Source organism: Frankia alni ACN14a, assembly GCF_000058485.1.
Taxonomy (GTDB): domain Bacteria; phylum Actinomycetota; class Actinomycetes; order Frankiales; family Frankiaceae; genus Frankia; species Frankia alni.
Genome location: NC_008278.1, coordinates 3,382,837 through 3,406,559 on the forward strand (window position 1 = coordinate 3,382,837; position 23,723 = coordinate 3,406,559).

The following is a 23,723-nucleotide window of genomic DNA, read 5'->3' on the forward strand; positions in this document are numbered from 1 at the left end:
GTGGCTGGTCCGCGGGCCGCGGGCCCCGCGGCGGTCAGGGGAAGCCGCCCGCCGGTGCAGGCGGTTCGCGGGGGGTGTGGGGCCGTGGCGCGGGTCACGTCGGGACTGAGCCGACCGTCCCCCATGGCGGGGCTCGCAGTCAAGAGTTTATTTGACCGACGCGATGGTTGACTAAAATACCGTGGTGATCCTACGGTCGGGTCGGCACCGCGCCCGGAAGCGGTTCCGGCGCAGGAGGGATCGGCGATGAGCGAGGGCTCGGCGATGAGCATCGTGCGGGAGTCGGGCCGGCGGCCGTCGGGCGGCGCCGTGGCGGCGGACGCGCCCGCCGGGCGCAACCCGTTCGACCTGACCGGCCACGTCAGCGTGGTGACCGGCGGCAACGGCGGGATCGGGCTGGGCATCGCGGGCGGGCTCGCCGCGGCCGGCGCCCACGTCTGCGTCTGGGGGACCAACCCGGCCAAGAACGCCGCCGCCGTCGAACGCATCGCCGCGGCGGGCGGGCTGGCCACCGGCCATCTCTGCGACGTCGGCGACGAGGACCAGGTGGTCGCGGCGATGGGCGAGGTCGCCGCGACCTTCGGCCGGCTCGACTCCTGCTTCGTCAACGCCGGGGTCGCGTCCCAGTTCCACCCGCTGCTGGAGACCTCGCTCGCCGAGTTCCGCGAGGTGACGCGGGTCGACCTCGACGGGGCGTTCGTGACCCTGCGGGAGGCGGCCCGCGCGATGGTGCGCTTCGGCAACGGGGGAAGCCTCGTCGCCACGGCCAGCCTCGCGGTCCTGCAGGGGCAGGCCCGCGCCTACTCCTACGGCGCCAGCAAGGCCGGGCTGACCGCCATGATCCGGGCGGCCGCGGTGGAGCTGGCCCGCCACGACATCCGGGCGAACGCCATCCTGCCCGGCTGGACGGACTCGCCCATGACCCACCAGGGCCTGCACGACGAACGGTTCACCGAGCGGGTGCTGCCGCGCATGCCCGTGCGCCGCTGGGGCCGCCCGGAGGACTTCGCCGGCATCGCCGTCTACCTGGCCTCGCCCGCGTCCGCCTTCCACACCGGCGACAGCATCCTGCTCGACGGCGGCTACGCCGCCTTCTGACCGCGACCCCACGAACTGACCCGACCCGCGAAGGAGAACGAGGCATGGACATCTCAGGCAGCATCGCTCTGGTGACCGGCGGCGCGTCCGGACTCGGCCTCGCCACGGCGCGGCGCCTGCTGGCGGCCGGGGCGAGGGTGGTGCTGCTCGACCTGCCGAGTTCCGCCGGGGACGCCGTCGCCAAGGAGCTCGGCGACGACGCCCGGTTCGTCGCCGCCGACGTCACCCAGCCCGAGGAGGTCGGCGCCGCCCTCGACGCCGCCGTCGCCTTCGGCCCGCTGCGGGTCGTGGTCAACTGCGCCGGCACCGGCAACGCGATCCGGGTGCTGGGGCGGGGCGGCGTGTTCCCGCTGGAGGCCTTCGCGAAGGTGATCCACGTCAACCTCATCGGGACGTTCAACGTCATCCGGCTCGCCGCCGAGCGGATCGCCACGGTCGAGCCGGTCGACGGCGACCGCGGCGTGATCGTCAACACCGCCTCCGTGGCCGCGTTCGAGGGGCAGATCGGGCAGGCCGCCTACTCGGCGTCCAAGGGCGGCGTCGCCGCCATGACGCTGCCCATCGCCCGGGACCTCGCCGACAAGGCGATCCGGGTGGTCACCATCGCGCCGGGCCTGTTCGAGACGCCGATGCTGGGCGGGCTGTCCGAGCAGGCCCGGGAGTCGCTGGGGCGGCAGGTCCCGCATCCGAGCCGGCTGGGCAACCCGGACGAGTACGCGGCCCTGGTCGAGCACATCGTCGCGAACCCGATGCTCAACGGCGAGGTGATCCGCCTCGACGGCGCGATCCGCATGGCGCCCCGCTGACCAGGCCAGGCGGCTAGGATTCGCCTTGACGGGCAGGTGAGCGGGCGTTCGGTCAGCTCGCCCGGTCCGTCTTCCATGGGGAATGCGGACGCCGGCCGGGAGGGTGCGGCGGTCCGGCGGGCAGAGCGCCCGGCCGTCGTCGTCGACGAGGTGAAGCCGCGTGCGCTCGCCCTGGACCAGAGGAGAGTGATCATGCGCGCTTCGGTCTCCCGTGCCGGCAGGCCGCACGTCGGTCGTCCGCCCGCCACGACGGGTGCCCGCTGATGGCCGCCGCGGTGGACGGCCGGCCCGTGAACGGCCAGCCCGTGAACGGCCAGCCCGTGAACGGCCGGCCCGTCATCGAGCAGCGCGGGCTCTACTACGACGAGCTGGCCGAGGGGGTCGTGTACCGGCACCGGCCGGGCCGCACGGTGGGCGAGGCCGACAACACCCTGTTCACGACGCTGACGATGAACATGCAGGCCCTGCACCTCGACGAGGCCTGGAGTGCGACGCAGCCGTTCGGGCAGCGGCTGGTCAACAGCCTGTTCACGTTGTCGACCCTGGTGGGGCTGTCGGTGGCACAGCTGACGCAGGGCACGACGGTGGCGAATCTCGGCTTCGGCGCGGTGCGCTTCCCCGCGCCGGTGTTCGTGGGCGACACCCTCTACGCGGAGACGGTCGTGCGCAGCCGGCGGCTGTCGAGCAGCCGGCCGGACACGGGCGTCGTCGAGTTCGAGCACACGGCGCGCAACCAGGACGGCGTCGTGGTCGCCACGGCGACCCGTTCGGCGCTGATGCTCCTGCGCCCCGTGGACGCGGGCGCGGCCACGCGGGACGGGGTGCGGTCGGATGTCGGCTGAGTCGGCGGGTGCGGCTGGATCGGCGGGTGCGGCTGGATCGGCGGGTACGGCTGGATCGGCGGGTACGGCGGGGCTCACCGGCACGACGCTGCTGTTCTGCCCCGCCGACCGTCCGGAGCGCTTCGCCCGGGCGGCGGACTCCGCGGACCTCGTCATCCTCGACCTGGAGGACGGCGTGGCGCCCCCGGCGCGGCCCGCGGCCCGGGAGGCGTTGGTGGCCGCCCTGCCAACCCTCGACCCGGCCCGCACCGTCGTACGGGTCAGCCCGGCCGGCACCCAGGACTTCGCCGCGGACCTCGCGGCCCTGGACGGGACGGGCGTGCGCCTGGTCATGCTGGCGAAGGCGGAGTCGGCGGCGCAGGTCGAGCGGCTCGCCGGCTTCGCGGTCATCGCGCTGTGCGAGACGGCCCGCGGGGTGCTCGCGGCGCCGGAGCTGGCCGCGGCGGCGAACGTCGTCGGCCTGATGTGGGGCGCGGAGGACCTCGTCGCCGGGCTGGGCGGCCGGTCGAGCCGCTTCGACGACGGGCGCTACCGCGACGTCGCCCGCCACGCCCGCGCGGCCATCCTGCTCGCCGCCGGTGCGCATGGGCGCCAGGCGATCGACGCCGTCTATCTGGACATCGCCGATCTGGACGGGCTGGCCGCCGAGGCGCGCGACGCCGCGGCCAGCGGCTTCGGTCTCAAGGCCTGCATCCACCCGAAGCAGGTCCCGGTGGTCCGGGCGGCCTTCGCGCCGTCGGCGGACGAGGTGGCCTGGGCGCGGCGCGTGCTGGCGGCGGCGGGCGAGGCGGGCGTGGGCGTGTTCGCCTTCGAGGGCCGGATGGTCGACGCGCCGATCCTGCGCCATGCCGAGCACCTGCTGCATGCCGTGGAGAGCGTCGCGGGGCGGTAGCCGGGCGGCCCCGATACTGGCCTGCCGCCTGCCGCCTGCCGCCTGCCGCCTGCCGCCTGCCGCCTGCCGCCTGCCGCCTGCCGCCTGCCGCCTGCCGCCTGCCGCCTGCCGCCTGCCGCCTGCCGCCTGCCGCCTGCCGCCTGCCGCCGAGAGCCGGGCACTTTCCGACGTTCCCTGACTACAGAATCGTGCCGAGGGCTAGGCACGGTTTTTGGGCGAAAAACCGTGCCTAAACCTCGGCACGATCTGGCCGCCATCCGGCCGGGAAACCGGAGGCGGTCGTGGGATTCCCATGCTGTTCCCGGACCGTGCTGTTCCCGGACCGTGGTTCTGGGCGGTCGTGGTTCCTGGGCGGTCGCGGCCTGGGCGCGGATCGCTGGAGGTCGGTGGCCCTGCAGCCGGCGCGGTGGCCGATCAACCTCCAGCACCTGTGCCGCCGGCAGCATCTGGCTGTGGGGGAGGGGCCGGGGCGGTGATCAGGCGCTGCCCGCGCCCCTGCCCGCGCCCCTGCCCGAGCCGAGGAAGTCCGCGGCCAGGGCGCCCCAGCTCGCCAGCTGCGCGCCGGTCTCGGCGACCTGGAGCTGGGCGCCGTCGATGAGGGCGGCGAGCCGCTCGGCGGTGGAGACGGGATGGCCCGGGTCGCCGGCCCAGGGCAGGATCAGGACGGGAATGTCGATGGTGGCCAGGGCCTGCTCGGCGGGCAGGTCGGAGTCGGCGGCGCCGCGCAGGACCGACGGGAAGAGCTTCTCGCTGACGTCGGGTGCCGGCGGATAGCCGGGCACGTCGGCGAAGACCGGGGGTACGGGCGCGCCGGCGGCGAGCTCGGCGAACAGCGCCGGGCCGCGCGTCTCCACGAGGTCGGCGCCCCGCCGGTACAGGTCGGCCTGGGCTGGCCGGGTCGCCCAGGCGGTCGGCGGTGCGGTCAGCACCAGCCGGTCGAAGCGGCCCGGCGCGGCCACGGCGGCGTGCAGCAGCGTGGCGGTGCCCATCGACGAGCCGATCCCGGCCACCGGCGCGGGCCCGGCGAGCTGGTCGAGCAGCGCGAGCAGGTCCTCGGCGAGCTGCGAGTAGGTGTACTGCGCCGGGACCGGGTCGCCGGTGGACCGCCCGTGGCCCCGGGCGTCGTAGCGCACCAGGCGCCGGCCCGCGGCGACGACGGGTGCCCAGTCGAACAGGCCCGACGCGGCCTCCGACGCGCGGCTCTGGGTGAGGCCGTGGGCGTAGACGGTGAGGGGGCCCGCGCCGGCGTCGGTGTAGGCGAGCTCGGCGCCCCGGACGTGCGCGTGGCTCTCCGCCGGGTGGGAGGGGGCGCCCGGCCCCGCGGTGCTGGTTCCACTCATGTCGCCATCCTGCCGCGCACCGGGGCGAGATGCGCGTCCGAATGGCGGCGGACCGTCACCAGCCGGTCAGGGGCGGGCGCCTCCGGTGACGGCGAGCTCGCCGACGATGTGCTCGGCGATCGCCAGCGACGACGTGGCGGCCGGGGACGGGGCGTTGCGCACCACCGTGACCCGCCCGCTGGTGCGGATCACGAAGTCGTCGACGAGCTCGCCCGAGCGACGCACGGCCTGCGCCCGCACGCCCGCCGGCGCCCGGGTGAGGTCGCCGGCCCGCACCTGCGGCAGGTAGCGGCGCACCGCGGCGGCGAAGCGGCGCCGGGACAGCGAGCCGGCCATCTCCGCCAGGCCGTTGCGCCAGTGCTCGCGGGCCAGCCGGCGCATCCCCGGCCAGGCCAGGACCCGGGCGAGGTCGCGCGGGTTGACGTCGCGCCAGCGGTAGCCCTCCAGGGCGAGGGCGAGCACGGCGTTCGGGCCGACGTGGACGCCGCCGGTCAGGTCGCGGGTCAGGTGCACCCCGAGGAACGGGTAGCGCGGGTCCGGCACCGGGTAGACCAGGCCGCGCACCCGGTCGCGCAGCCCGGCGCGCAGGTGGTAGTACTCGCCGCGGAACGGGATGATCCGCACGTCGCCCGGGTCGCCGACCATCGCGGCCAGGGCGTCGCTGGACAGCCCGCCGCACGCGACGAGCCGGTCGACGTGCAGGATGCGCCCGCCGGCGGTGACGGCGACCCGATCGCCCTGGTCCCGGATGGCGGTGACGGGGCTGGACAGCAGCACCCGACCGCCCCGTGCGGTGAGGTCCGCCGCCAGTGCCTCGCACACCGCCCCGTAGTCGATGATCGCCGTGTGCGGGGAGTGCAGTGCGGCGATCCCGGTGATGTGCGGCTCGATCTCGGCCATCCCGGCCCGGTCGAGGCGGACCAGGTCGGGTACCCGGTTGCGCCGGGCGCGGTCCTCGATGACGGCCAGCTGCTCGAGCTCGGCGTCGTTCGTGGCCACGACGAGCTTGCCGAGCTCCTGGAAGCCGATGCCGTGCTGCTGGCTGAACTCCCGCAGCAGCGCGCCGCCGCGCAGGCACAGCGTCGCCTTGAGGGAGCCGGGCTGGTAGTACAGCCCGGCGTGGATGACCCCGCTGTTGTGCCCGGTCTGGTGGGCCGCGAGGCGCGACTCCTTCTCGACGACGACGACCTCGGCGCCGGGGTGACGCAGCGCGAGCTCGCGGGCCACGGCCAGCCCGATGATGCCGCCCCCCACGACCCCGAACGTCGCCCGCCCGCCGCGATCCTCCGACACGCTCATCCGGCGAGCCACCCTCCGTCGACGTTGATCAGTTGTCCGGTGATGTACGCCGACGCCTCGGCGAGCAGGAACACGACGGCACCGGCGAGGTCCGCGGGTTCGCCGAGGCGGCCCATGGGGATGCGTCCGGCGACCCAGGCGGCGCGCTCGGCGTCGGCGAACAGGTCCTCGGTCAGCGCGGTGCGGATGTAGCCGGGGGCCACGCAGTTCACCCGGGCGCCGCTCGCCGCCCACTCCACCGCGAGCGTGCGCACGACGCCGAGGACGCCGGCCTTGCTGGCGGCGTAGGCGGCGACATTGCGCAGCCCGATCGAGCTCGCCAACGACCCGATGAACACGTGGCTGCCGGACTCGCCCCGGGCCGCCTGCGCCCGGTGCACCGCGGTGCTCAGGAAGAACGGTGCGCTCAGGTTGACCGTCAGGATGCGCGCCCAGGCGTCGGCGGGAAAGTCCGCCGCCGGCGCCCGGTGCTGGATCCCGGCGGCGTGCACGACGCCGTGCAGCGGTCCGGCCAGCCGTTGCGCGCCGGCGACGAGGTCGTCGGCGGTGTCGGGCGCGGCGAGGTCCCAGGGCAGCACGTGGACGCGGCCGGGCTCGGCCAACGCCGCCGTCTCGGCGAGTTCACCCGCCGTGCGGGCCACTGCGACGACCGTGGCACCGGCCTGCGCGACGCCCAGCGCCATGGCCCGCCCCAGGCCCCGCCCGGCGCCGGTGACCAGCACCGTGCGTCCCGCCAGCGCCCCCGTCACCGGAACCGGATGGCCGTGGTCTTGGCCCGGCGGTAGAAGTGCAGCGCCTCGAGGCCCTGCTCCTTGAACGGCGAGCCGGACTCGCGGAAGCCGCCGAAGGGATGGTGCACGTCCCAGCCGGAGGTGGGCAGGTTCACCGCGACCTGGCCGGCGTCGGCCCGGTCGAGGAACAGGTGGGCCGCGCCCAGGTCCCGGGTGAACAGCGACGCCGACAGGCCGTAGACCGAGTCGTTGACCGCGTCGACGGCCTCGTCGAAGCCGTCGACGGTGCGCACCGCGAGGACGGGGCCGAAGACCTCGTCGCGCCAGATCGACATCGCCGGCGTGACGTCGCCGAGGATCGTGGGTTCGACGAAGCAGCCGTGGCGCAGCCCGTCGTCCGCCGGGGTGCCGCCGCCGGCGAGCAGCGTCGCGCCCTCGGCGCGGGCCCGCGCGACGTGGTCGAGCACCGAGTCGCGCTGCGAGGTGTTCACCACCGGGCCCATGGTGGTGCCCGCGTCGAGGCCGGGGCCCAGCCGCAGCGCGGCGACGCGGCGGCCCAGCGCCGCTAGCAGGTCGTCGCGGACCGCGCCGTCGACGACGAGCCGGCTCGTCGCGGTGCAGCGCTGCCCGGCCTGGGCGAAGGCGGCGGCGGCGATCGTGTCGGCGGCGAGGTCGAGGTCGGCGTCGGCGAGCACCGCGGTGGCGTTCTTCCCGCCCATCTCGGTCTGGACCCGCAGGTTGCGCCCGGCGACGGTGCGCATGATGGCCAGCCCGACCTCGTTGCTGCCGGTGAAGGTGACCGCGGCGAGGCGGCGGTCGGCCAGCAGGGGGCCGGAGATGTCGCGGCCGCGGCCGGTCACCACGGACAGCACGTTCGCGGGCAGCCCGGCGTCGAGCAGCGCGTGGGCGAGGTGCAGGCTGACCAGCGGGGTGTCGGTGGCGGGCTTGAGCACCACCGCGTTGCCGGCGCCGAGCGCCGGGGCGAGCTTGCGGGCCGGGGTCAGCAGCGGGTCGTTCCACGGCGTGATGGCCAGCACGATCCCGACGGGTTCGTAGCGCACGGCGATGCTGGTGTTCGGCCGGCCGTCGGGCAACTCGTAGCCGTGGGGCGCGCGGGCCATACTGCCGTAGTACTCGAAGAAGTCGGCGGCCTTTCCCACCTCGCCGGTGGCCTCGGCGAGGGTCTTGCCCATCTCCAGGACGAGGTCGCGGGCGATGTCGGCGGCGCGTTCGCGCAGCAGGCCGGCGGCGCGCAGCAGCACCGCGCCGCGCTCGAGGGGCCCGGCGGCGCGCCAGGAGCGGGCGCCGGCCTCGGCGGCGTCGTAGGTGCGGGCGATGTCGGCGGCGTCCAGGGCGGGCACCCGGGCGACGACGCGGCGCAGGTCCGCGGGGTCGAGTACGGGGATCCAGGTGTCGTGCGCGCCGGCGTCCCAGGCGCCGGCGACGAGGACGGGACGATCGCTTGTGGTGGTCACGCGGCCACTCCATCCGAGGTGGGGTTCGGGTCCGGGTTCGGGGTGAGGTCGAGCTCCCACGCGTCGTCGACGCTGCCGCGGTGCATCGTGGTGAGCAGGCGGTGCACCGGCGCCGTCGCCATCGGGACCGGGTTCGTGGGGCGCGGGAAGTCGCGGACGGTCTCCGCGGCCATCTGGGCCAGCAGGTCGGCGGAGATGCCGACGGCGTCGAGCGAGCGGGGCAGGCCGAGCCGCTGGGCGAGGTCGTCGACCCGCTCCGCCGCCGCCCGCAGCCGCGTGCTCTCCCCGGCGGTGACGGTCCGCGCGATGTGCGCGGCCAGGGCCTCGGGCACGTCGCGGTCGTAGGCCAGGCAGTAGGGCAGGGCCAGCGCGCAGCTCGTCCCGTGCGGCATCGGCGCGTGCCGGGCGATGACGTAGGCCAGGCTGTGCCCGAGCACGACCCCCGCATTGAGCGCCAGCCCGGACAGGTGGGAGGCGTACAGCACGCGTCCCCGGGCGGCCCGGTCGCCGTCGAGGGCGGCCCGTTCGAGGCTGGCGGTGAGGATCGCCACCGCCTCGGTGGCCACCGCCAGGGTCAGCGCGGTGCGGGTGGTCGACAGCATCGACTCGACGCCGTGGGCGATCGCGTCCATGCCGGTCGAGGCCACCACGGCCGCGGGGAGGTCGGCCACCAGGTCGGCGTCGAGGACGGCGACGAGCGGGACGAACTGGGCGCAGCTCAGGATGCTCTTTGCGCCGCCGATCGTGATCATCGAGATGCGGGTCGCCTCGGAGCCGGTACCGGTGGTGGTCGGCACGAGCAGCAGCGGCGCGACCGGTACCGGCGGCTCGACCACGCCGACCCAGTCGGCGATCCCGCCGGTGTTCGTCGCGAGCAGGGCGACGGCCTTGGCGAGGTCGAGCGCGCTGCCGCCGCCGACGCCGGCGACGGCCGACACCGCGTGGGCGCGGGCGAGCTCGGCGGCCCGGGCGACCACGGTGTCGGTGGGCTCGCCGGCCACCTCGTCGAACACCGTCACCCCGAAGCCGGCGTCCGCCAGGCCGCCGACCACGGTGGCGAGCAGCCCCGCCTCGGACACCACCCGGTCGGCGACGACGAGCACCCGCCCCGGGGCCACCCCCCAGGAACGCAGGGCCGCCCCCGCCGTGGCGGCGGACCCCGCGCCGGTCAGCACCTGCCGGGGGGCGAGGAAGGCCGGCGCGCCGGTACCGGCGAGATCTAGCAGCACGTTGTCCTCCGATGGTCGTCAGATGGCGTCAGGGCGGGCACGACCTCGGCGCCGAAGCGGCGGACGCTGTCCATCGCGGCGGCGAACCCGCCGCCCGGCAGCACGACGCCGGCCCAGGTCACCCCGGCCTCGCGCAGGCGGGCCAGCTCGTCGAGGCGTTGCGCCGGCGACCACCCGTTCGCGAGCACGCCGGCGGGCGTGGGGGCGAGGACGTCGATCTCGGCCAGCGTGCGCCCGCGGGCGTGCAGGCGACGTTCGAGCTCCCGGATGCGGTCGGCGAGCTGCGCGGTGGAGGTGATCGACGTCGTGCGCGCGCTGCGGGCGAGCTGCGGGGAGCCGACGAGCGCGGCCCAGCCCTGGCCGAACCGGGCCACCCGGTCGAGTGCGAGCCCGCTGTTGCCGCCGAGCCACAGCGGGGGGTGCGGGCGCTGCACCGGTCGGGGCAGCATGGCCTGCCCGGTGGCGTGGAAGTGCCGGCCGGTGTGCTCGACGACGTCCTGCGTCCAGGCCTTGCGGATGACCTCCACGGCCTCGTCGAACAGCTCGTTGCGCTCGTGGGCGTCCACGCCGAGGGCGGCGAACTCGGAGCGCAGGTAGCCCGTGCCGAGCGCGAAGATCGCCCGCCCGCCGGAGAGCACGTCGACGGTGGTCATCGACCGGGCCTGGAGCAGGGGATTGCGGTACGGCACGACCGCCAGGTGCGTCATCAGCCGGATTCGCCGGGTGACGGCCGCGCAGTACGTGAGCGCCGCGAACGGGTCGAACGTCTCGTGTCCGCCCGCCGCCAGCCACTTCGCGCTGGGCGCCGGGTGGTCGGTGAACGCCAGCGCGCCGAAGCCGACCTCCTCCAGCGTCCGCGCGAAGGTGGCCACGTTGTCCGGGTCCAGCCAGCCGGCGTCCGGATCGCTGCGGACGTTGTACTCGGCCATGAAGCGCATCACGGCCGGCCCGCGGGCGTGGGCGTGGGTGCGGCGGGCTGGGCGGATGCGGTGGATGCGGCGGATTCGGCGGGCTCGCCCATGTCGAAGTCGTACTGGAGCGGGATGATCCGCTCGTAGGGCAGCAGCGCGAGCGTCTCGTGGGCGCCGCCGTGGGCGGGGAACCGGCCGGTGAGGCGTTGGCGGTTGCGGACGGCGGTGAGTCCGGCGAGGACCTCGGCCGCCGGCTGCGCGCACAGCAGGACGTGCAGCACCAGGTCCTGCTCGCCGGTCTCCACCGGTTCGAGCTGCAGGGTCCCCAGCAGGCCGGGCAGCTCGTACAGGTCGTCGCGCTGGGTACGCTCCCACCAGTCCAGCGCCGCCGGGCGTCCGCCGGGGCCGGCTCGGCCGATGCTGACGACGACCCCCTGGTGGGCCAGGTGAGGGACGGCGTCGGCCGAGACGTCGATCGACGGGCGGGTGTGCGCCGCCGTCAGCCGCCACCAGCTCGTGAAGACCGGCCGGCCCTGCCGCCAGAAGCGCCCCGCCCGGGTGATCGCGCGGTCGGTGTCGCGCCAGCCGGCGAACGCCTGCTCGGACATGAAGTCGAGCGGGCCGCCGAACAGGTACATGGTCGCGTAGGGCGGGTGGCCGCTGGTGAGCTCGCCCGCCAGTGTCCCGGGCGTGGCCCGGGTGGCCGGGGTCGCCACGTACCGCCGACCGGCGACGACGTCGGCCTTGGCCACGTGCTCGGGCAGGTGGTCGAGGTCGTACCAGCGGTTGTACTCCTGGGTGTACCGCGCCGGGATGTCCAGCAGCGCGAGTGCGAGACCCGTGATCTTCACATTGTCCCTCTGACCCGGCGTCCACCGGCTCGTTAAAGACCTACATCAGCTTACGGAGCACATTCATCTAACTTTATTGCTCCGATGCTGTCCACCGATGCCGCGCCGGTGGAGCCGCCGACGCGAGCGGGCCTGGCCGCGCGCCGCCGTCCCGCCGGGTGGCCCGCTGGTCCGCCCTGGCTCGGTCCTGTCCGGCTGGATCGACCGGACGGTGATGACGGAGAGTCGGCACGAGTACATAATTCTGTGATTCATATAACCGTTTGAGGGTGCTCCTCCGTCGCCGTCGGTCGGGCTGCAGGGCCTAGAATGGGCGGCGGATCGTGGGTCACCGGCGCGGCTCGGCAGACTGTGCGGCGCAGCGCGGGCCGTGGCCGTGGCCGTGGCCGTGCTGGGCTCGGGGCGGCCGGCCGTCGGGGGCCGGGAGTCGCAGCGCGGTGACGCGGGCCGGTGTGGGTGGTCGGCTGCGATCGGTGCTGACGTCAAAGATGTAGAGTCCACAATTCCGGTAGACAATTTCGGCCCAGGTCGGCTCTCGTACGCCGCGGCTCCGCCCCGTTTGCGGGCCCGCGCCGGGGAGCCGCAGAGACGAGGGATGACGGCTGTGACGACCGCCGGTATTCGGGTACCCAAGGCGGCTGAGCTCGTGGCCGCGACGATTCGTCGGCAGATCATCACCGGCGAGCTCCTCGAGGACCATCTCCTGCCCTCGGAGTCGGCCCTCATGGAGCAGTTCCACGTCAGCCGGCCGACGCTGCGCGAGGCGTTCCGCATCCTGGAGTCGGAGTCGCTGATCACCGTGCGGCGCGGCGTGCACGGCGGGGCCCGGGTGCAGATCCCCAACGGCGACGTCGCCGCCCGCTACGTCGGCTACGTGCTGGAATACCGCGGGACCACGATGGCCGACGTCTATCGGGCCCGGGCCGAGGTGGAGGCCCCGCTGGCGCGGCTGGTCGCGACCTCGGCGACGCCGGAGAACATCGCCCGGCTGGAGGAGTGCCTGGCCAGGGCCGAGGCGCACCTGGACGAGCCGTCGGCCTTCATCGTGCACGACGAGGAGTTCCATCGGCTGATGGCGGAGCTCGCCGACAACCAGACCCTCGCCGTGATGCTCGACATGATGTACCACATCGTCGGCACCGCCCGGCGGCGCTACGCGCTGAACGTCGACCAGGGGCAGACCCGCAAGGAGACCGTGGAGGTGCATCGCAGCCACGTGCGCCTGGTCGACCTGATCAAGCGGGGCCGCCCCGACCTCGTCCACCGGCTGTGGCTGCGCCACCTCGACGAGGCCACCCGCCACTACCTGGAAGGCCCGCTGGCCACCACCGTCGTCGAGATGATGAGCTGAGCGGCGCCGCCTCGGGGGCCACGCCCCGCGGCGGTCTAGGCTTCTTTGCGGCCGCGACCCTCTCTGCGGCCGGGCCCTCTCGGTGCCGGGACCTCTCTGCGGCCGGGACCTCTCTGCGGCCGGGCCCTCTCGGTGGCCGGGACCTCTCGGTGGCCGGGCCTGGTCCGCGTCCGGTGGCCCGGGCCCGGCCACCGAGGTCAGGCAGCCCCGGTGGCGGCGGACCCGGTGGCCGGTGAACCGGGTGCGGGGGCGGGTTCGACGGTGCCGAGGTAGGCGGCCTCGAGCTGCTGCGGGTCCCGGGCAAGTGCGGCCGCGTCGCCGCTGAGGGTGACGTCTCCGTGGACCAGCACGATCGCCCGGTCGGCGACCTCCAACGCCAGGTGCACGTGCTGCTCGACGAGCACGACGACGGCGCCGGTGTCGTCGGCGATGCGCCGCACGACCGGCAGCAGCTCCTCGACGATCACCGGCGCGAGGCCCATGCTCATCTCGTCGACGAGCAGAATGCGCGGGTTCTGCACCAGGGCGCGGGCCACGGCCAGCATCTGCTGCTCTCCGCCGGACAGGGCGCCGGCGTTGACCGACAGGCGCCGCTTCAGGGCCGGGAACACCTCCAGCGCCTCGCCGACGGTCGGGCCGCCCCGCCGGCGGGCGATCGTGAGGTTCTCCCGGACCGACAGCCCGGAGAACAGCGCCCGGTCGTCCGAGACCAGCACCATCCCCGCCCGGCTGGTCGCGGCCGGTCGGGCGTTGGGCAGCGGCTGCCCCTCGACGAGCACCTCGCCGCCCAGGCGCGGCAGCAGGCCGGCGAGGGTCGTCATCAGCGTCGTCTTGCCGGCCCCGTTCGGACCGAGGACGGCGAGCACCGAGCCCCGGTCGAGGTCGAGGTCGAGGCCGCGGACCACCGGTACCCGGCCGTGGCCGCACACCAGGTTGCGGGTGCGCAGGACCGCGGTCCCGGTGACCGCGCCAGGGCCGGCCGGATCGGGGCCGCCGGGACCGGGAGAGTCGAGAGTCGTCGTCATGCCGGCACCTCCGCCGCGTGGGTGCTGCCCAGGTAGGCCGCCGCGACGCGGCGGTCGGAGCGGATCTCCGCAGGTGGTCCCGACGCGATGACCGACCCGAAGTTGATCACCTCGATGTGGTCGCACAGACCGAGGACCAGGCTCATGTCGTGGTCGATGAGCAGGATGGTGACGCCGGAGTCGCGGATGTCGCGCAGCCGTTCGCCGAGCCACTGGCTCTCGGTCGTGTCCAGGCCGCCGGCGGGCTCGTCGAGCAGGAGGACCCGCGGGTTGCCGGCCAGGGCGCGCGCGATGGAGATGAGCTGGCGCTGCCCCTGGGACAGCTCGCCGGCGGGCCGGTCGCGCACCTCCGCCAGCCCCAGCAGCGCCAGGGTGGCCTCGACGTCGCGGTGCGCACCGTCGCGCCCGCCGCCGTCGCGCCCGCCGTCGCGCCCGCCACCGCCACGCCCGCGCAGCGCGGTGGTGCCGACGCTGACGTTCTCCGCGACGGACAGGTCCTCGTACAGCTCGATGGCCTGGAAGGTACGGCCGAGGCCGGCGCGGACGCGCTCGTGCGGGGCCAGGCGCTCGACGGGCGTCCCGGCCAGCTCCACCGTGCCGGCGCAGGAGACGAAGCCGCTGATCGCGTCCATCAGCGTGGTCTTGCCGGCGCCGTTCGGGCCGATCAGCCCGACGATCGCCCCCTCGGGCGCGGCGAACGAGACGTCGTCGACGGCGACCACGCCGCCGTAGCGGACGGTCAGCCCGCGCACGGTCAGCACGTCGGGCCCGAGGACCGGAGCCGGGCGCGTCTGCGCGGGCACCGGGGCGGCGTGCGAGCCCAGCACCGGCGCGCCGAGGCCGCGGCGCCGGCGGCGCTCGGCGTAGGAGTGCACCGGCCCGACGATGCCCTCCGGGTTGAGGACCACGGTGAGGACGACGCCGACCCCGCTGAGCACGTCGTACCACAGGCCGGTGGAGAAGATCTTGTCGATGATCAGGTAGGACAGGCCCTCGACGGCGAGGAAGCCCGCCAGCACGCCGCCGGACACCGACGTGATGCCCGCGATGTACACGGTGGTGAACAGGGCCAGGCCGGAGAACGCGCTGACCGGGTCGAAGGTGATGTTGCCCTGCTGGTAGCCGACCAGGCAGCCGCCGACGCCCGCGATGAACGAGGCGATCGCGAACGCGACGATCTTGATGTGGGTGACGTTGATGCCGGCCGCGGCGGCCGAGCGTTCGTTGGCCCGCACGGCGAGCATCTGCGAACCCAGCCGGCTGGTGCGCAGCCGGGCCACGGCGACCGCGGTCAGCGCGAGCACGACCAGGCAGAGCAGGCCGAAGCGCACCCGGGGATACGACGGCCCCGAGCCGATCCCCAGGTCCCAGCCGAACAGCGACGGGCTGGGCACGTCGACGCCGCTGCTCGGCACGATGTCGCTGTTGCGGAACCAGATCGCCTCCAGCGCGTAGGCGAGCGCGAACGTCACCACCGCGACCGTCAGGCCCCGCACCCGCAGCGCCGGCAGGCCGATGACCACGCCGAGCACCATCGCGAACAGGGCCGCGACCAGCGGCGCCACCGGGAACGGCAGGTGCCAGTCGTCGGTCAGCGGGCCGACGAGGAAGCCGGCGGCGCCGGCGAGGGGGAGCTGGGTGAGCGAGACCTGGCCGGCGTAGCCGGTGACCACGACCATGGACAGCGCGATCACCCCGAAGACCAGGCTGGTGATGAGCGCGGTCAGCCACTGCCCCTGCAGCACGAACAACCCGATGACGGCGAGGGCGCCGAAGACCAGCAGGTTCAGCCGGATGTGCGCGGGTCGAGGGGCGCGGCCGAGCGAACTGAGGATGACCGCCCCGCGTTCCGGCAGCGCGCGGGCCCGGACGACCAGCACGATCAGGATCAGCACGAGGGGGATCAGTTCGGGCAGCCCCGAGGAGGGCAGCCAGTGGTGCAGGCTCTCCAGGTGCTGCGTCTCGGACTGCAGCATGCCGATGGCCAGCCCGCCCACGACCGCCGGGACCAGGTACTGGAACCGGCCGAGGATGGCGGCGGCGAGCGCCGGCACGATGAACAGCGTGTAGGCCACCGGCACCAGCGGCACGATCGGGGCGATGAGGATGCCGGCGAGCCCGGCGACCAGCGCGCCGATGATCCAGTTCAGGGCGGCGATGCGGTCGGGGGAGATGCCGCTGAGGTAGGCGCCCTTCTCCGTCTCCGCCGCGGCGCGCGTCGCCAGGCCGAACCGGGTGAACCGGTACAGCGCGCCGAGCGCCAGCGCGACCGCCAGGATCGTCAGCGCGAAGTAGACGCGGTCGGAGGCGACCCGGAACGAGCCGTGCGTCCAGAGCCTGGACGGGTAGATGGGCTCCACGGACAGCGGGGTCGTGCCGAGCCGGGCGGCGGTGAGCCCGGTGAAGACCACCGACACGCCGATCGAGGCGACGGCCCGCGCAACCGGCGGGGCGGTCCGCAGCGGCCGGAACACGACCAGGTACAGCAGGAGCCCGAGCACGCCGGTGATCGCCAGGGAGAGCGCCATCGCCGCGGCCAGGCCGAGCTGCGAACCCAGGTCGACGGTCTTCGGCAGCCCGGGAATGAGGATCATGAACTTGCCCTGGCGTAGCAGGGCATAGGTGTAGGCCGCGTAGAGCGCGAGCCCGCTGGTCGCGAAGTTGACGACCCCCGAGCTGCGGTAGGTCACCACCAGCGCGAGGGCGAGGGCGGCGAACACCGAGCCGTTCCCGATGCCCAGGCACAGGAAGACCAGATGCTGAACCATGTCCGTCCTTTCGACGCGCACCCCGGATCGGCCGGGGCGCACCGGCTGCGGGCAGCGGGCTGCTGGCAGCGGTCAGCGGGCTGCGGGAGTCGGCGCGGGCAGGCGGGGCAGGCGGGGGCGATCGGGCCGCTGGATCCGGTACTGGCCGGCGCCGCCCGCAGATAGGTCTGACTGAGTTAGAGGAATTTACCGCAACTTGTGGGATGAGTCACGAAGATCCTCCGTGGGCTCGGCGGAGGTCCACACGTCTGACCAGCGGGTAAGCCCGCGCATCCAGGTGCCCGACCGGTGAGGATTCAAATCATCTGACTGAAGCGTAGGATCATCCCGGTTCGTGACCCCGATGCCCTTGGGGCTGAGGCCCCCGTGGGCCGCGGCGAGCCCGACTCCGGGGTGGTGTCCGTTCCTGCTCGCGATGCCCGGCGGGCGTAGGGCGGTGCGGAGGGGTGCGCGGGCTGCACGGGGCGGTGTGGAGAGGGTGCGCAGGGTGAGCGCACGACCGGGGATGCCGGGCGGCGGGCGCTTGTCTTCGGCTTCCGAACTAATTAGTCTAATTATCCAACGGAAATCCGGGGTGACCGGAACCGCGGCGTGGGGGTCTGGCCACGGCGACGGACGCCGGGCGGCCCGCGAGCCGGGGAAGAGGAGACATGACAGGCATCATGGAGGGCATCCAGGTCGTCGAGCTGGCGGCGTGGACCTTCGTCCCCGCCGCCGGCGCCGTGCTCGCGGACTGGGGTGCCGACGTGATCAAGATCGAGCATCCCGAGACGGGCGACCCTCAGCGCGGCCTGATCGCCTCCGGGATGCTCGCCGGCCTCGACGGGGTCAACCACCTCATCGAGCAGTGCAACCGCGGCAAGCGCAGCATCGGGCTCAACGTCGCGACCCCGGACGGGCTCGCGCTGCTCTACAAGCTGGTCGAGGGTGCCGACGTCTTCCTCACCAACCTGCTGCCGGACTCCTGCGAGCGCCTCGGCGTCGGGGTGGAGAAGATCCGGGAGGCCAACCCGGACATCATCTACGCCCGCGGCCACGGGCAGGGCGCGCACGGCCCCGACGCCAACCTGGGCGGCTACGACGTCGCCTCCTACTGGGCCCGCGGCGGGATCGCCTACGCGCTGGCGTCACCGGAGTCCTACCCGCCGTTCATGCGCCCCGCGTTCGGCGACTACACCTCCGGGTTCAACCTGGCCGCCGGGGTGGTCGGCGCGCTGTTCCACCGCGAGCGCACCGGCACCGCCAGCACCGTCGACGTCTCCCTGCTCGCCTCGGCGATGTGGGGCATGTCCCTCGACGTCGTCGGCTCCAAGATCCTGAACCAGCCGACGATGCAACGCTTCGACATCGCCGAGATGCCGAACCCGCTGACGAACGTCTACCGGACCGGCGACGACCGCTTCCTGTGGTTCTCCCTGTTGCAGGCCGACCGGCACTGGCCGGAGTTCTGCGCGGCGCTCGAGCGCCCGGACCTGCTCGACGACCCCCGCTACGTCGACGCGAAGGCGCGCTTCGACAACCGGCGGGAGTGCATCGCGACGATCCGGGAGGCGTTCGCGGCCCACCCGTTGACCTACTGGCAGGAGCGGTTCGGCAAGATCGAGGGGGTCTGGTCGGTGGTGAAGTCACCGCTGGAGCTGCACGACGACCCGCAGGTGCAGGCCAACGGCTACGTCACCGAGGTGACCAACGCCGCCGGCACCAGCTACGCCCTGGCCTCGAACCCGGTGCAGTACGACGACCGGGTGCCGCCGCTGAGCCCCGCCCCGGAGCACGGCGAGCACACCGAGGAGATCCTGCTCGAGCTCGGCCTCGACTGGGACCAGATCATTGCCCTGAAGGAGAAGTCGGCCGTCCTCTAACCGTCCCCCCTGGGGCTGTCGTACAAGGAGAACAGCGTGCCCACGCAGATCGGTGACCGGCTCCGGTTCGGGCCGACGACCCTGCCCCCCGTGACCGAGGTCGAACGGCAGTCGACGGTGGTGGTCTCCTTCGTCACCACGCCGCAGGCGGCGGCGCACCTGCTGCCGCCCTGCTTCGAACCGGCCGAACGCCCGGTGCTCAGCGTCACCTACCAGCAGCTCGAGAACGTCGACTACATGCGGGGGCGGGGCTACAACCTCGTCAACGTGGCGGTGACGGCCGTGCTGGCCACCGCCGGCGGGCCGCTGACCCGGACCTGCCCGGTGGTCATCTGGGAGAACAACACGATGCCGATCATCGCGGGCCGGGAGCTGCACGGCAACCCGAAGATCTACGGCGACGTCTCCGGCCTCACCCGCGACGGTGACACGGCCGGGTGGGACTGCCGCGAGTACGGCACGCTGCTGCTGCGCGGCGAGGTCGGCGAGCTGCGCCCGCTGCCGGCCGACCGGCTCGCCCGGGTCAACCGGGCGTCGGTGGACTCGGAGATCTTCGGCTGGAAGTCGATCCCCGGCCGCGACGCCCCGGACGCCGACTACCCGACGCTCATCCACGGCTCGACGTCGTTCGAGCAGGGGTGGAGCGGGGTGGGGCGGGTCGAGTTCGCCACGCCCACCGACGACGAGGCCCCCTACTCCGCGGTGGTGCTGCGGGCGCTGGCCGCGGTCCCGCAGGTGCAGCCGCGCCCGGCCTTCGTCGGCGTCGGCTCCGCGAAGCTGTTCCGCAACCGGACCGAGCGGCTGGCCTGACCGGCCGGCCGGCCTGCCCGAGTGGCTGGCCTGACCGGCCGGCCTGCCCGAACGGCGGTCACCCGACGCACCACGGCCCCCGTCCCCACCCCTGGAATCCAGGGGCGGGCGCGGGGGCCGCCGGCGTGCGTGCCGTCAGGAGCGCGGGAAGCGGTACAGGGTGCGCGCGTTGTCCTCGACGATCTTGGCGACCTCGTCGTCGGGGATGTCCTTCATGAGGTCGGCGGCGATCTTACGGCTGTTGGGCCAGGTCGAGTCGGAGTGCGGGTAGTCGATCTCCAGCATGATCCGGTCGATGCCGATCTCGTGCCGGTTGCGCAGGCCGCTCTTGTCCTCGATGAAGCAGCCCCAGAAGTGCTTGCGGAACAGGTCGGACGGCCGGGTGTCGAAGTCGATGTCCTTCTGGTACCAGCGGTGCTTCTCCCAGGTCTGGTCGGTGCGCTCCAGGATGTAGGGCAGCCAGCCGATGCCGCCCTCGGACAGCGCGAACTGCAGCTTGGGGTGGCGCTGCAGGACGCCGGAGAACAGCAGGTCGATGGTGGTCCACATCAGGTTGGTGGCGAACGAGGCGATCGCCACCGCGAACGGCGCGTCCGGCGCGGTCAACCCGCCGGGGACGGGCTTGGCCGCCGCGAAGGAGAAACCGGGCACGAAGGACCCGGACCCGAAGTGCAGCGAGACCGAGACCTCGGTCGCCTCGCAGACGTCCCACAGCGGTTCCCAGTGGTTGCTGTGGAAGGAGGGCAGGCCCAGCGGGACGGGGCTGTCGGGGAAGGACACCGTGCGCGCGCCCTTGGCGGCCGTCCGCTCGACCTCGGCGACGCAGGCCGCGACGTCCCACACCGGCAGCAGCGCCAGCGGGATGTAGCGGTCGGGGGCGGCGGCGCACCACTCGTCGACCATGAAGTCGTTCCAGGCCTGGATGCAGGCGAGCGCCAGCTCCTTGTCCTGCGCCCGGTGGAACACCCCGCCGGCGAAGCCGGGGAACGACGGGAAGCACAGGGCGGCGTGGACGCCGTCGACGTCCATGTCCTTCAGTCGCGCCACCGGGTCGTAGCAGCCGGGGATCATCTCCTCGAAGCGCATGGGGTCCACCCCCCAGTCCCGCGGCTCGCGCCCGGCGACGGCGTTGAGGCCGATCGTGGGGAACACGACGCCGTCGTAGACCCAGACGTGCTTGCCGCCCTGCTCCTCGATCCGCGGTGTGCGACCGTCGAACTTCGAGGGGAGTCTGTCCAGCCAGACCCTGGGATGTTCCACGAGGTGGTCGTCGACGGACACGATCTGGTGACTGTCCCGCAGCGGCATGGCTTCTCCTCCTATACGGCTGTAACCGACGTTACATGAGTTCGTGAACTCGGTGTCAGATTTCCGTCGCCGGGCCGCTGACCTGCGGGTTTTGTGCGACGTCCGGCGGCGACCTCGCTCCTCCGTCGCGTGCCGTGACTGATTTGTCGCTGGGTGACCGGGTCGTCGCCGGGTGGCCGAGGCGTCGCCGGGTGGCCGAGGCGTTGGCGGTTGGCCGAAGCGTTGGCGGCTGGCCGAGGCGTCACCGCGTGTGTCGGCGGGGTCGAGTCCGACGGCAGGCGGAGTCGACACGCGCATCTCTCGCTGGCTGATTTACCTCAGTCGTATCCTTAAGCTATATTCCGCTGGCGCGCCGGACCTGTGTGCTGCCCGGTGCGTGGGGCCATCCGCGCAGCACGCACAGGTGGGGAGGACGTTCGGATGCGACCGCGCACTCGATGGCGACAGCGGGGCGTTTGCGCGCTCGGGATGTCGGCGGCACTGATGGTCGGCGTGGCAGCCTGCGGCTCGAGCGGCGGCCCGGGCGGTGGGTCCGGCTCGGGCTCGACCGACTCGGCCGCCGCGCAGTCGCTGGGGCCGGCGAAACCCGCCACCGGCGACGAGTTAAAGATCGGCTTCATCACCGACGGGTCGGGCACGACGCTGGACAACTCGACCGAGGTGGCCGCGGCGCAGGCCGCGACCTCCTACCTCAACGACTACCAGGGCGGGGTCGCCGGCCACCGCCTGGCGCTGACGGTCTGCGACACCAAGCAGACGCCCGCCGGCGCCACCGACTGCGCCAACCAGATGACCGCGGCCAAGGTCCCGGTCGTGCTGATGAACAACTCCGGCAACGTCACGCCGGTGTTCAAGGTGCTCAGCGCGGCCAAGGTCCCGCTGGTGCTCGACATCAACGGTGACGAGTCCACGCTGGGCGCCAAGTCCGGCGCCTACATCCTGGTCAGCCCGCTGACCGCGGCCCTGGCGGGGCCCGCGCAGGTGGCGAAGGACGCCGGGGTGAAGAAGGCCGCGATCTTCGTGCTCGACGTGCCGGGCGCGACCGGGCCGGTGAACTCCCTGGACAAGATCTTCTACGCCAAGGCGAACATCGGCCTGACGATCCAGCCGATCCCGCCGGGCACCGCGGACGCGACCCCGCAGGTGCAGACCGTGCTCGGCGGCAACCCGGAGCAGGTGAACCTCGTCGGCGACCCGACGTTCTGCACCGGCGTGCTCAAGGCCCTCAAGACGCTGGGCTACTCGGGCAGCATCGTCCTGCAGTCGCAGTGCGTCAGCCCGGGGGCGGCCGCCGGCATCCCCGGTGGCTACGACGGGATGAAGGTCGTCAGCGGTCAGACGACGAACGTCGCCGACCCGGAGTACAAGCTGTACCTGGCGGCGATGAAGAAGTACCAGCCCGGTACCGACCCGACCGCCAAGAGCCTCACCGCCGGCGGCTGGGTGGTCACGCTCGGCTTCAGCCGGGCGATGGCCGGCCTCACCGCGCCGGTCACCTCCGCCGGGATCGAGAAGACGCTCGCGGCGATGCCGAAGACCAAACTGCCCCTCGGCGGCACCGCGACGTTCCAGTGCGACGGCAAGCAGGTCTCCATCACCCCCGCGGTCTGCTCCACCGGCGGGCTCGTGCAGACCCTCGACAGCAAGGGCAAGCCGACGTCGGAGCAGCCGCTCGACGTCTCCAGCGTCCTGCCGTAGCGGGCCGGCCGACCCGCGCCGAGCGCTGACGCCGAGGCCGGTCGGGGTGTGACGATGAGCCCCGACCGGCGCGGCAGGTGGCCGAGGGACCGCGGGGCGACCGAGGAACCGAGGGCCGGCAACGGACTGCGGGGCGGCCGAGGGACCGCGGGGCGATCGAGGAACCGAGGGCCGGCAACGGACTGCGGGGCAGCCGAGGGACCGCGGGGCGATCGAGGGACATGGAGGGATCGAGGGACATGGATTTCGCGTTCACCGAGGACGATCGCGCGTTCGGCCGGCGGTTCGCCGAGCTGCTCGACGAGAAGCTGCCCGCGGACTGGCAGGGCTTCTTCGCCGAGGATCGCGAGGCCCTGGCCTTCACCCGCGAGTTCTGCCGCGACCTCGGCCGCGCCGGCCTGCTCACGGTGAGCTGGCCGGCGGAGTACGGCGGCCAGGGGGCCGGGGTCTGGAAGCAGACGCTGCTGCGCGAGCTGATGACCGCCAGCGGCGAGCCGCGCGGACCGCAGTACATGAACCTCAACTACATCGGCCCGCTCATCATGAAGTTCGGCACCGCGGAGCAGAAGGACCGGTTCCTGCCGCCGATGGCCCGCGGCGAGGTCATCTGGACCCAGGGGTTCTCCGAGCCGGACGCCGGCTCCGACCTCGCCGCGCTGCGCACCCGCGCCGTCGACCACGGCGACCACTTCGTCGTCACCGGGCAGAAGATCTGGTCCAGCTACGCCGACTCGCCGGCGGACTGGAACCTGCTGCTCGTGCGCACGAATCCGGACGCCGGCCGGCGCCGGGGGATGTCGGTCCTGCTCGTCGACATGACCTCGCCGGGAATCACGGTGCGCCCGATCGAGAGCATGGGCGGCTGGCACGAGATCAACGAGGTCTTCTACGACGAGGTCCGGGTGCCGCGTGACTGCCTGCTCGGCCCCCTCGACGAGGGCTGGGGGGTGATCGGTTCGGGGCTGACGCTCGAACGCATCGGCATCCCCCGCTACGCCCGCGCCCAGCGTGTCGTCGAGCGGCTGTGCGACCACGTCCGCGCGACCGGCCGCGCGGACGAACCCGACGTCCGCCAGAAGCTCGCGGACCTGCGGGTGCGCTGCGAGGCGGCGAAGCTGCTCGCCTACCGGGCGATCTCGCTGGTCGCCGCCGGGGCCAACCCGGCCGCCGAGGCCTCGACCGCCCGCATCCACGCCACGCTGCTCGAACAGGCCGTCGGGCACGTGGGCCTGGAGATCCTCGGCGCGAGCGGGCGGCTCGGTTCTCCCGCCGACCAGCACGCCCCGCTGCACGGGCTGGTCAAGCAGCAGTGGGTGCACAACATCCCGGCGACGATCGGCGCCGGAACCCTGGAGATCCAGAAGAACATCGTCGCCCAGACCGCCCTGGGTCTGCCGCGGTCGCGCTAGTCGCAGAAGTGAGGTGCG

General features: G+C 73.6%; 19 protein-coding genes. 9 read left to right on the forward strand and 10 right to left on the reverse strand.

Features of this window, described 5'->3' with window-relative positions; genetic code table 11:
* The first annotated feature begins 246 nt into the window (after window positions 1–246).
* The 4 genes from FRAAL_RS13600 to FRAAL_RS13615 all read left to right on the forward strand — a co-directional run bounded on the left by FRAAL_RS13600 (window position 247) and on the right by FRAAL_RS13615 (window position 3,638).
* The gene (locus FRAAL_RS13600) at window positions 247–1,098 is read left to right on the forward strand and encodes an SDR family NAD(P)-dependent oxidoreductase (RefSeq protein ID WP_011604262.1); all 852 of its coding nucleotides are present in this window, start codon (window positions 247–249) and stop codon (window positions 1,096–1,098) included.
* Window positions 1,099–1,142: 44 nt separating this feature from the next.
* Window positions 1,143–1,904 (forward strand): 3-hydroxyacyl-CoA dehydrogenase, encoded by a 762-nt coding sequence (locus tag FRAAL_RS13605; RefSeq protein ID WP_011604263.1) that lies wholly within the window; start codon window positions 1,143–1,145, stop codon window positions 1,902–1,904.
* 263 nt (window positions 1,905–2,167) lie between these two features.
* A complete protein-coding gene (locus FRAAL_RS13610) occupies window positions 2,168–2,746 on the forward strand; it encodes a MaoC family dehydratase (RefSeq protein ID WP_011604265.1) in 579 nt (192 codons plus the stop codon).
* Window positions 2,736–3,638 carry an HpcH/HpaI aldolase/citrate lyase family protein gene (locus FRAAL_RS13615; RefSeq protein ID WP_011604266.1) on the forward strand — a complete coding sequence of 301 codons (903 nt, stop codon included), beginning with the start codon at window positions 2,736–2,738 and terminating at the stop codon, window positions 3,636–3,638. Before FRAAL_RS13610 ends, FRAAL_RS13615 begins: the two co-directional genes overlap by 11 nt.
* Before the next feature lie 476 nt (window positions 3,639–4,114).
* On the opposite strand, the gene FRAAL_RS13620 is transcribed toward FRAAL_RS13615, so the two are convergent.
* The 7 genes from FRAAL_RS13620 to FRAAL_RS13650 all read right to left on the reverse strand — a co-directional run bounded on the left by FRAAL_RS13620 (window position 4,115) and on the right by FRAAL_RS13650 (window position 11,474).
* Window positions 4,115–4,978 carry an alpha/beta fold hydrolase gene (locus FRAAL_RS13620; protein WP_011604267.1) on the reverse strand — a complete coding sequence of 288 codons (864 nt, stop codon included), beginning with the start codon at window positions 4,976–4,978 and terminating at the stop codon, window positions 4,115–4,117.
* 66 nt (window positions 4,979–5,044) lie between these two features.
* The gene (gene lhgD, locus FRAAL_RS13625) at window positions 5,045–6,277 is read right to left on the reverse strand and encodes an L-2-hydroxyglutarate dehydrogenase (protein WP_050997116.1); all 1,233 of its coding nucleotides are present in this window, start codon (window positions 6,275–6,277) and stop codon (window positions 5,045–5,047) included.
* Window positions 6,274–7,026: an SDR family NAD(P)-dependent oxidoreductase gene (locus FRAAL_RS13630; RefSeq protein WP_041939286.1), complete on the reverse strand. Its 753-nt coding sequence runs from the start codon at window positions 7,024–7,026 to the stop codon at window positions 6,274–6,276. The genes lhgD and FRAAL_RS13630 overlap by 4 nt, the downstream gene beginning before the upstream one ends.
* On the reverse strand, window positions 7,023–8,483 hold the full coding sequence (locus FRAAL_RS13635; protein WP_041939287.1) for an aldehyde dehydrogenase family protein: 1,461 nt from the start codon (window positions 8,481–8,483) through the stop codon (window positions 7,023–7,025). The genes FRAAL_RS13630 and FRAAL_RS13635 overlap by 4 nt, the downstream gene beginning before the upstream one ends.
* The gene (locus FRAAL_RS13640; protein WP_011604271.1) at window positions 8,480–9,712 is read right to left on the reverse strand and encodes an iron-containing alcohol dehydrogenase; all 1,233 of its coding nucleotides are present in this window, start codon (window positions 9,710–9,712) and stop codon (window positions 8,480–8,482) included. Before FRAAL_RS13640 ends, FRAAL_RS13635 begins: the two co-directional genes overlap by 4 nt.
* Entirely contained in the window at window positions 9,703–10,641 is a 939-nt protein-coding gene (locus FRAAL_RS13645; RefSeq protein WP_231861637.1) for an LLM class F420-dependent oxidoreductase, read from the reverse strand. The genes FRAAL_RS13640 and FRAAL_RS13645 overlap by 10 nt, the downstream gene beginning before the upstream one ends.
* An 8-nt stretch (window positions 10,642–10,649) precedes the next feature.
* Window positions 10,650–11,474, reverse strand: a complete 825-nt coding sequence (locus FRAAL_RS13650; protein ID WP_011604273.1) for a hypothetical protein — start codon at window positions 11,472–11,474, stop codon at window positions 10,650–10,652.
* Between the two features lie 595 nt (window positions 11,475–12,069).
* Between FRAAL_RS13650 and FRAAL_RS13655 the strand changes: the two genes are divergently transcribed.
* Complete coding sequence (locus FRAAL_RS13655) at window positions 12,070–12,825, forward strand: FadR/GntR family transcriptional regulator (protein ID WP_011604275.1); 756 nt, start codon at window positions 12,070–12,072, stop codon at window positions 12,823–12,825.
* Window positions 12,826–13,022: 197 nt separating this feature from the next.
* Here FRAAL_RS13655 and FRAAL_RS13660 read toward each other — a convergent pair whose 3' ends face one another.
* Window positions 13,023–13,850 (reverse strand): ABC transporter ATP-binding protein, encoded by an 828-nt coding sequence (locus FRAAL_RS13660; protein ID WP_011604276.1) that lies wholly within the window; start codon window positions 13,848–13,850, stop codon window positions 13,023–13,025.
* Window positions 13,847–16,618, reverse strand: a complete 2,772-nt coding sequence (locus FRAAL_RS13665; RefSeq protein ID WP_041939288.1) for a branched-chain amino acid ABC transporter permease/ATP-binding protein — start codon at window positions 16,616–16,618, stop codon at window positions 13,847–13,849. Before FRAAL_RS13665 ends, FRAAL_RS13660 begins: the two co-directional genes overlap by 4 nt.
* A 650-nt stretch (window positions 16,619–17,268) precedes the next feature.
* Here FRAAL_RS13665 and FRAAL_RS13670 point away from each other — a divergent pair.
* Entirely contained in the window at window positions 17,269–18,480 is a 1,212-nt protein-coding gene (locus FRAAL_RS13670) for a CaiB/BaiF CoA transferase family protein (protein WP_011604278.1), read from the forward strand.
* A gap of 36 nt (window positions 18,481–18,516) precedes the next feature.
* Window positions 18,517–19,290, forward strand: a complete 774-nt coding sequence (locus tag FRAAL_RS13675) for an acetoacetate decarboxylase family protein (protein WP_011604279.1) — start codon at window positions 18,517–18,519, stop codon at window positions 19,288–19,290.
* Between the two features lie 135 nt (window positions 19,291–19,425).
* On the opposite strand, the gene FRAAL_RS13680 is transcribed toward FRAAL_RS13675, so the two are convergent.
* A complete protein-coding gene (locus tag FRAAL_RS13680) occupies window positions 19,426–20,598 on the reverse strand; it encodes an amidohydrolase family protein (protein WP_011604280.1) in 1,173 nt (390 codons plus the stop codon).
* Between the two features lie 483 nt (window positions 20,599–21,081).
* Here FRAAL_RS13680 and FRAAL_RS13685 point away from each other — a divergent pair, with 483 nt between their 5' ends.
* Both FRAAL_RS13685 and FRAAL_RS13690 read left to right on the forward strand, forming a co-directional pair.
* On the forward strand, window positions 21,082–22,296 hold the full coding sequence (locus FRAAL_RS13685) for an ABC transporter substrate-binding protein (RefSeq protein WP_231861638.1): 1,215 nt from the start codon (window positions 21,082–21,084) through the stop codon (window positions 22,294–22,296).
* Window positions 22,297–22,535: 239 nt separating this feature from the next.
* On the forward strand, window positions 22,536–23,705 hold the full coding sequence (locus FRAAL_RS13690; RefSeq protein WP_011604282.1) for an acyl-CoA dehydrogenase family protein: 1,170 nt from the start codon (window positions 22,536–22,538) through the stop codon (window positions 23,703–23,705).
* Window positions 23,706–23,723: the final 18 nt, after the last annotated feature.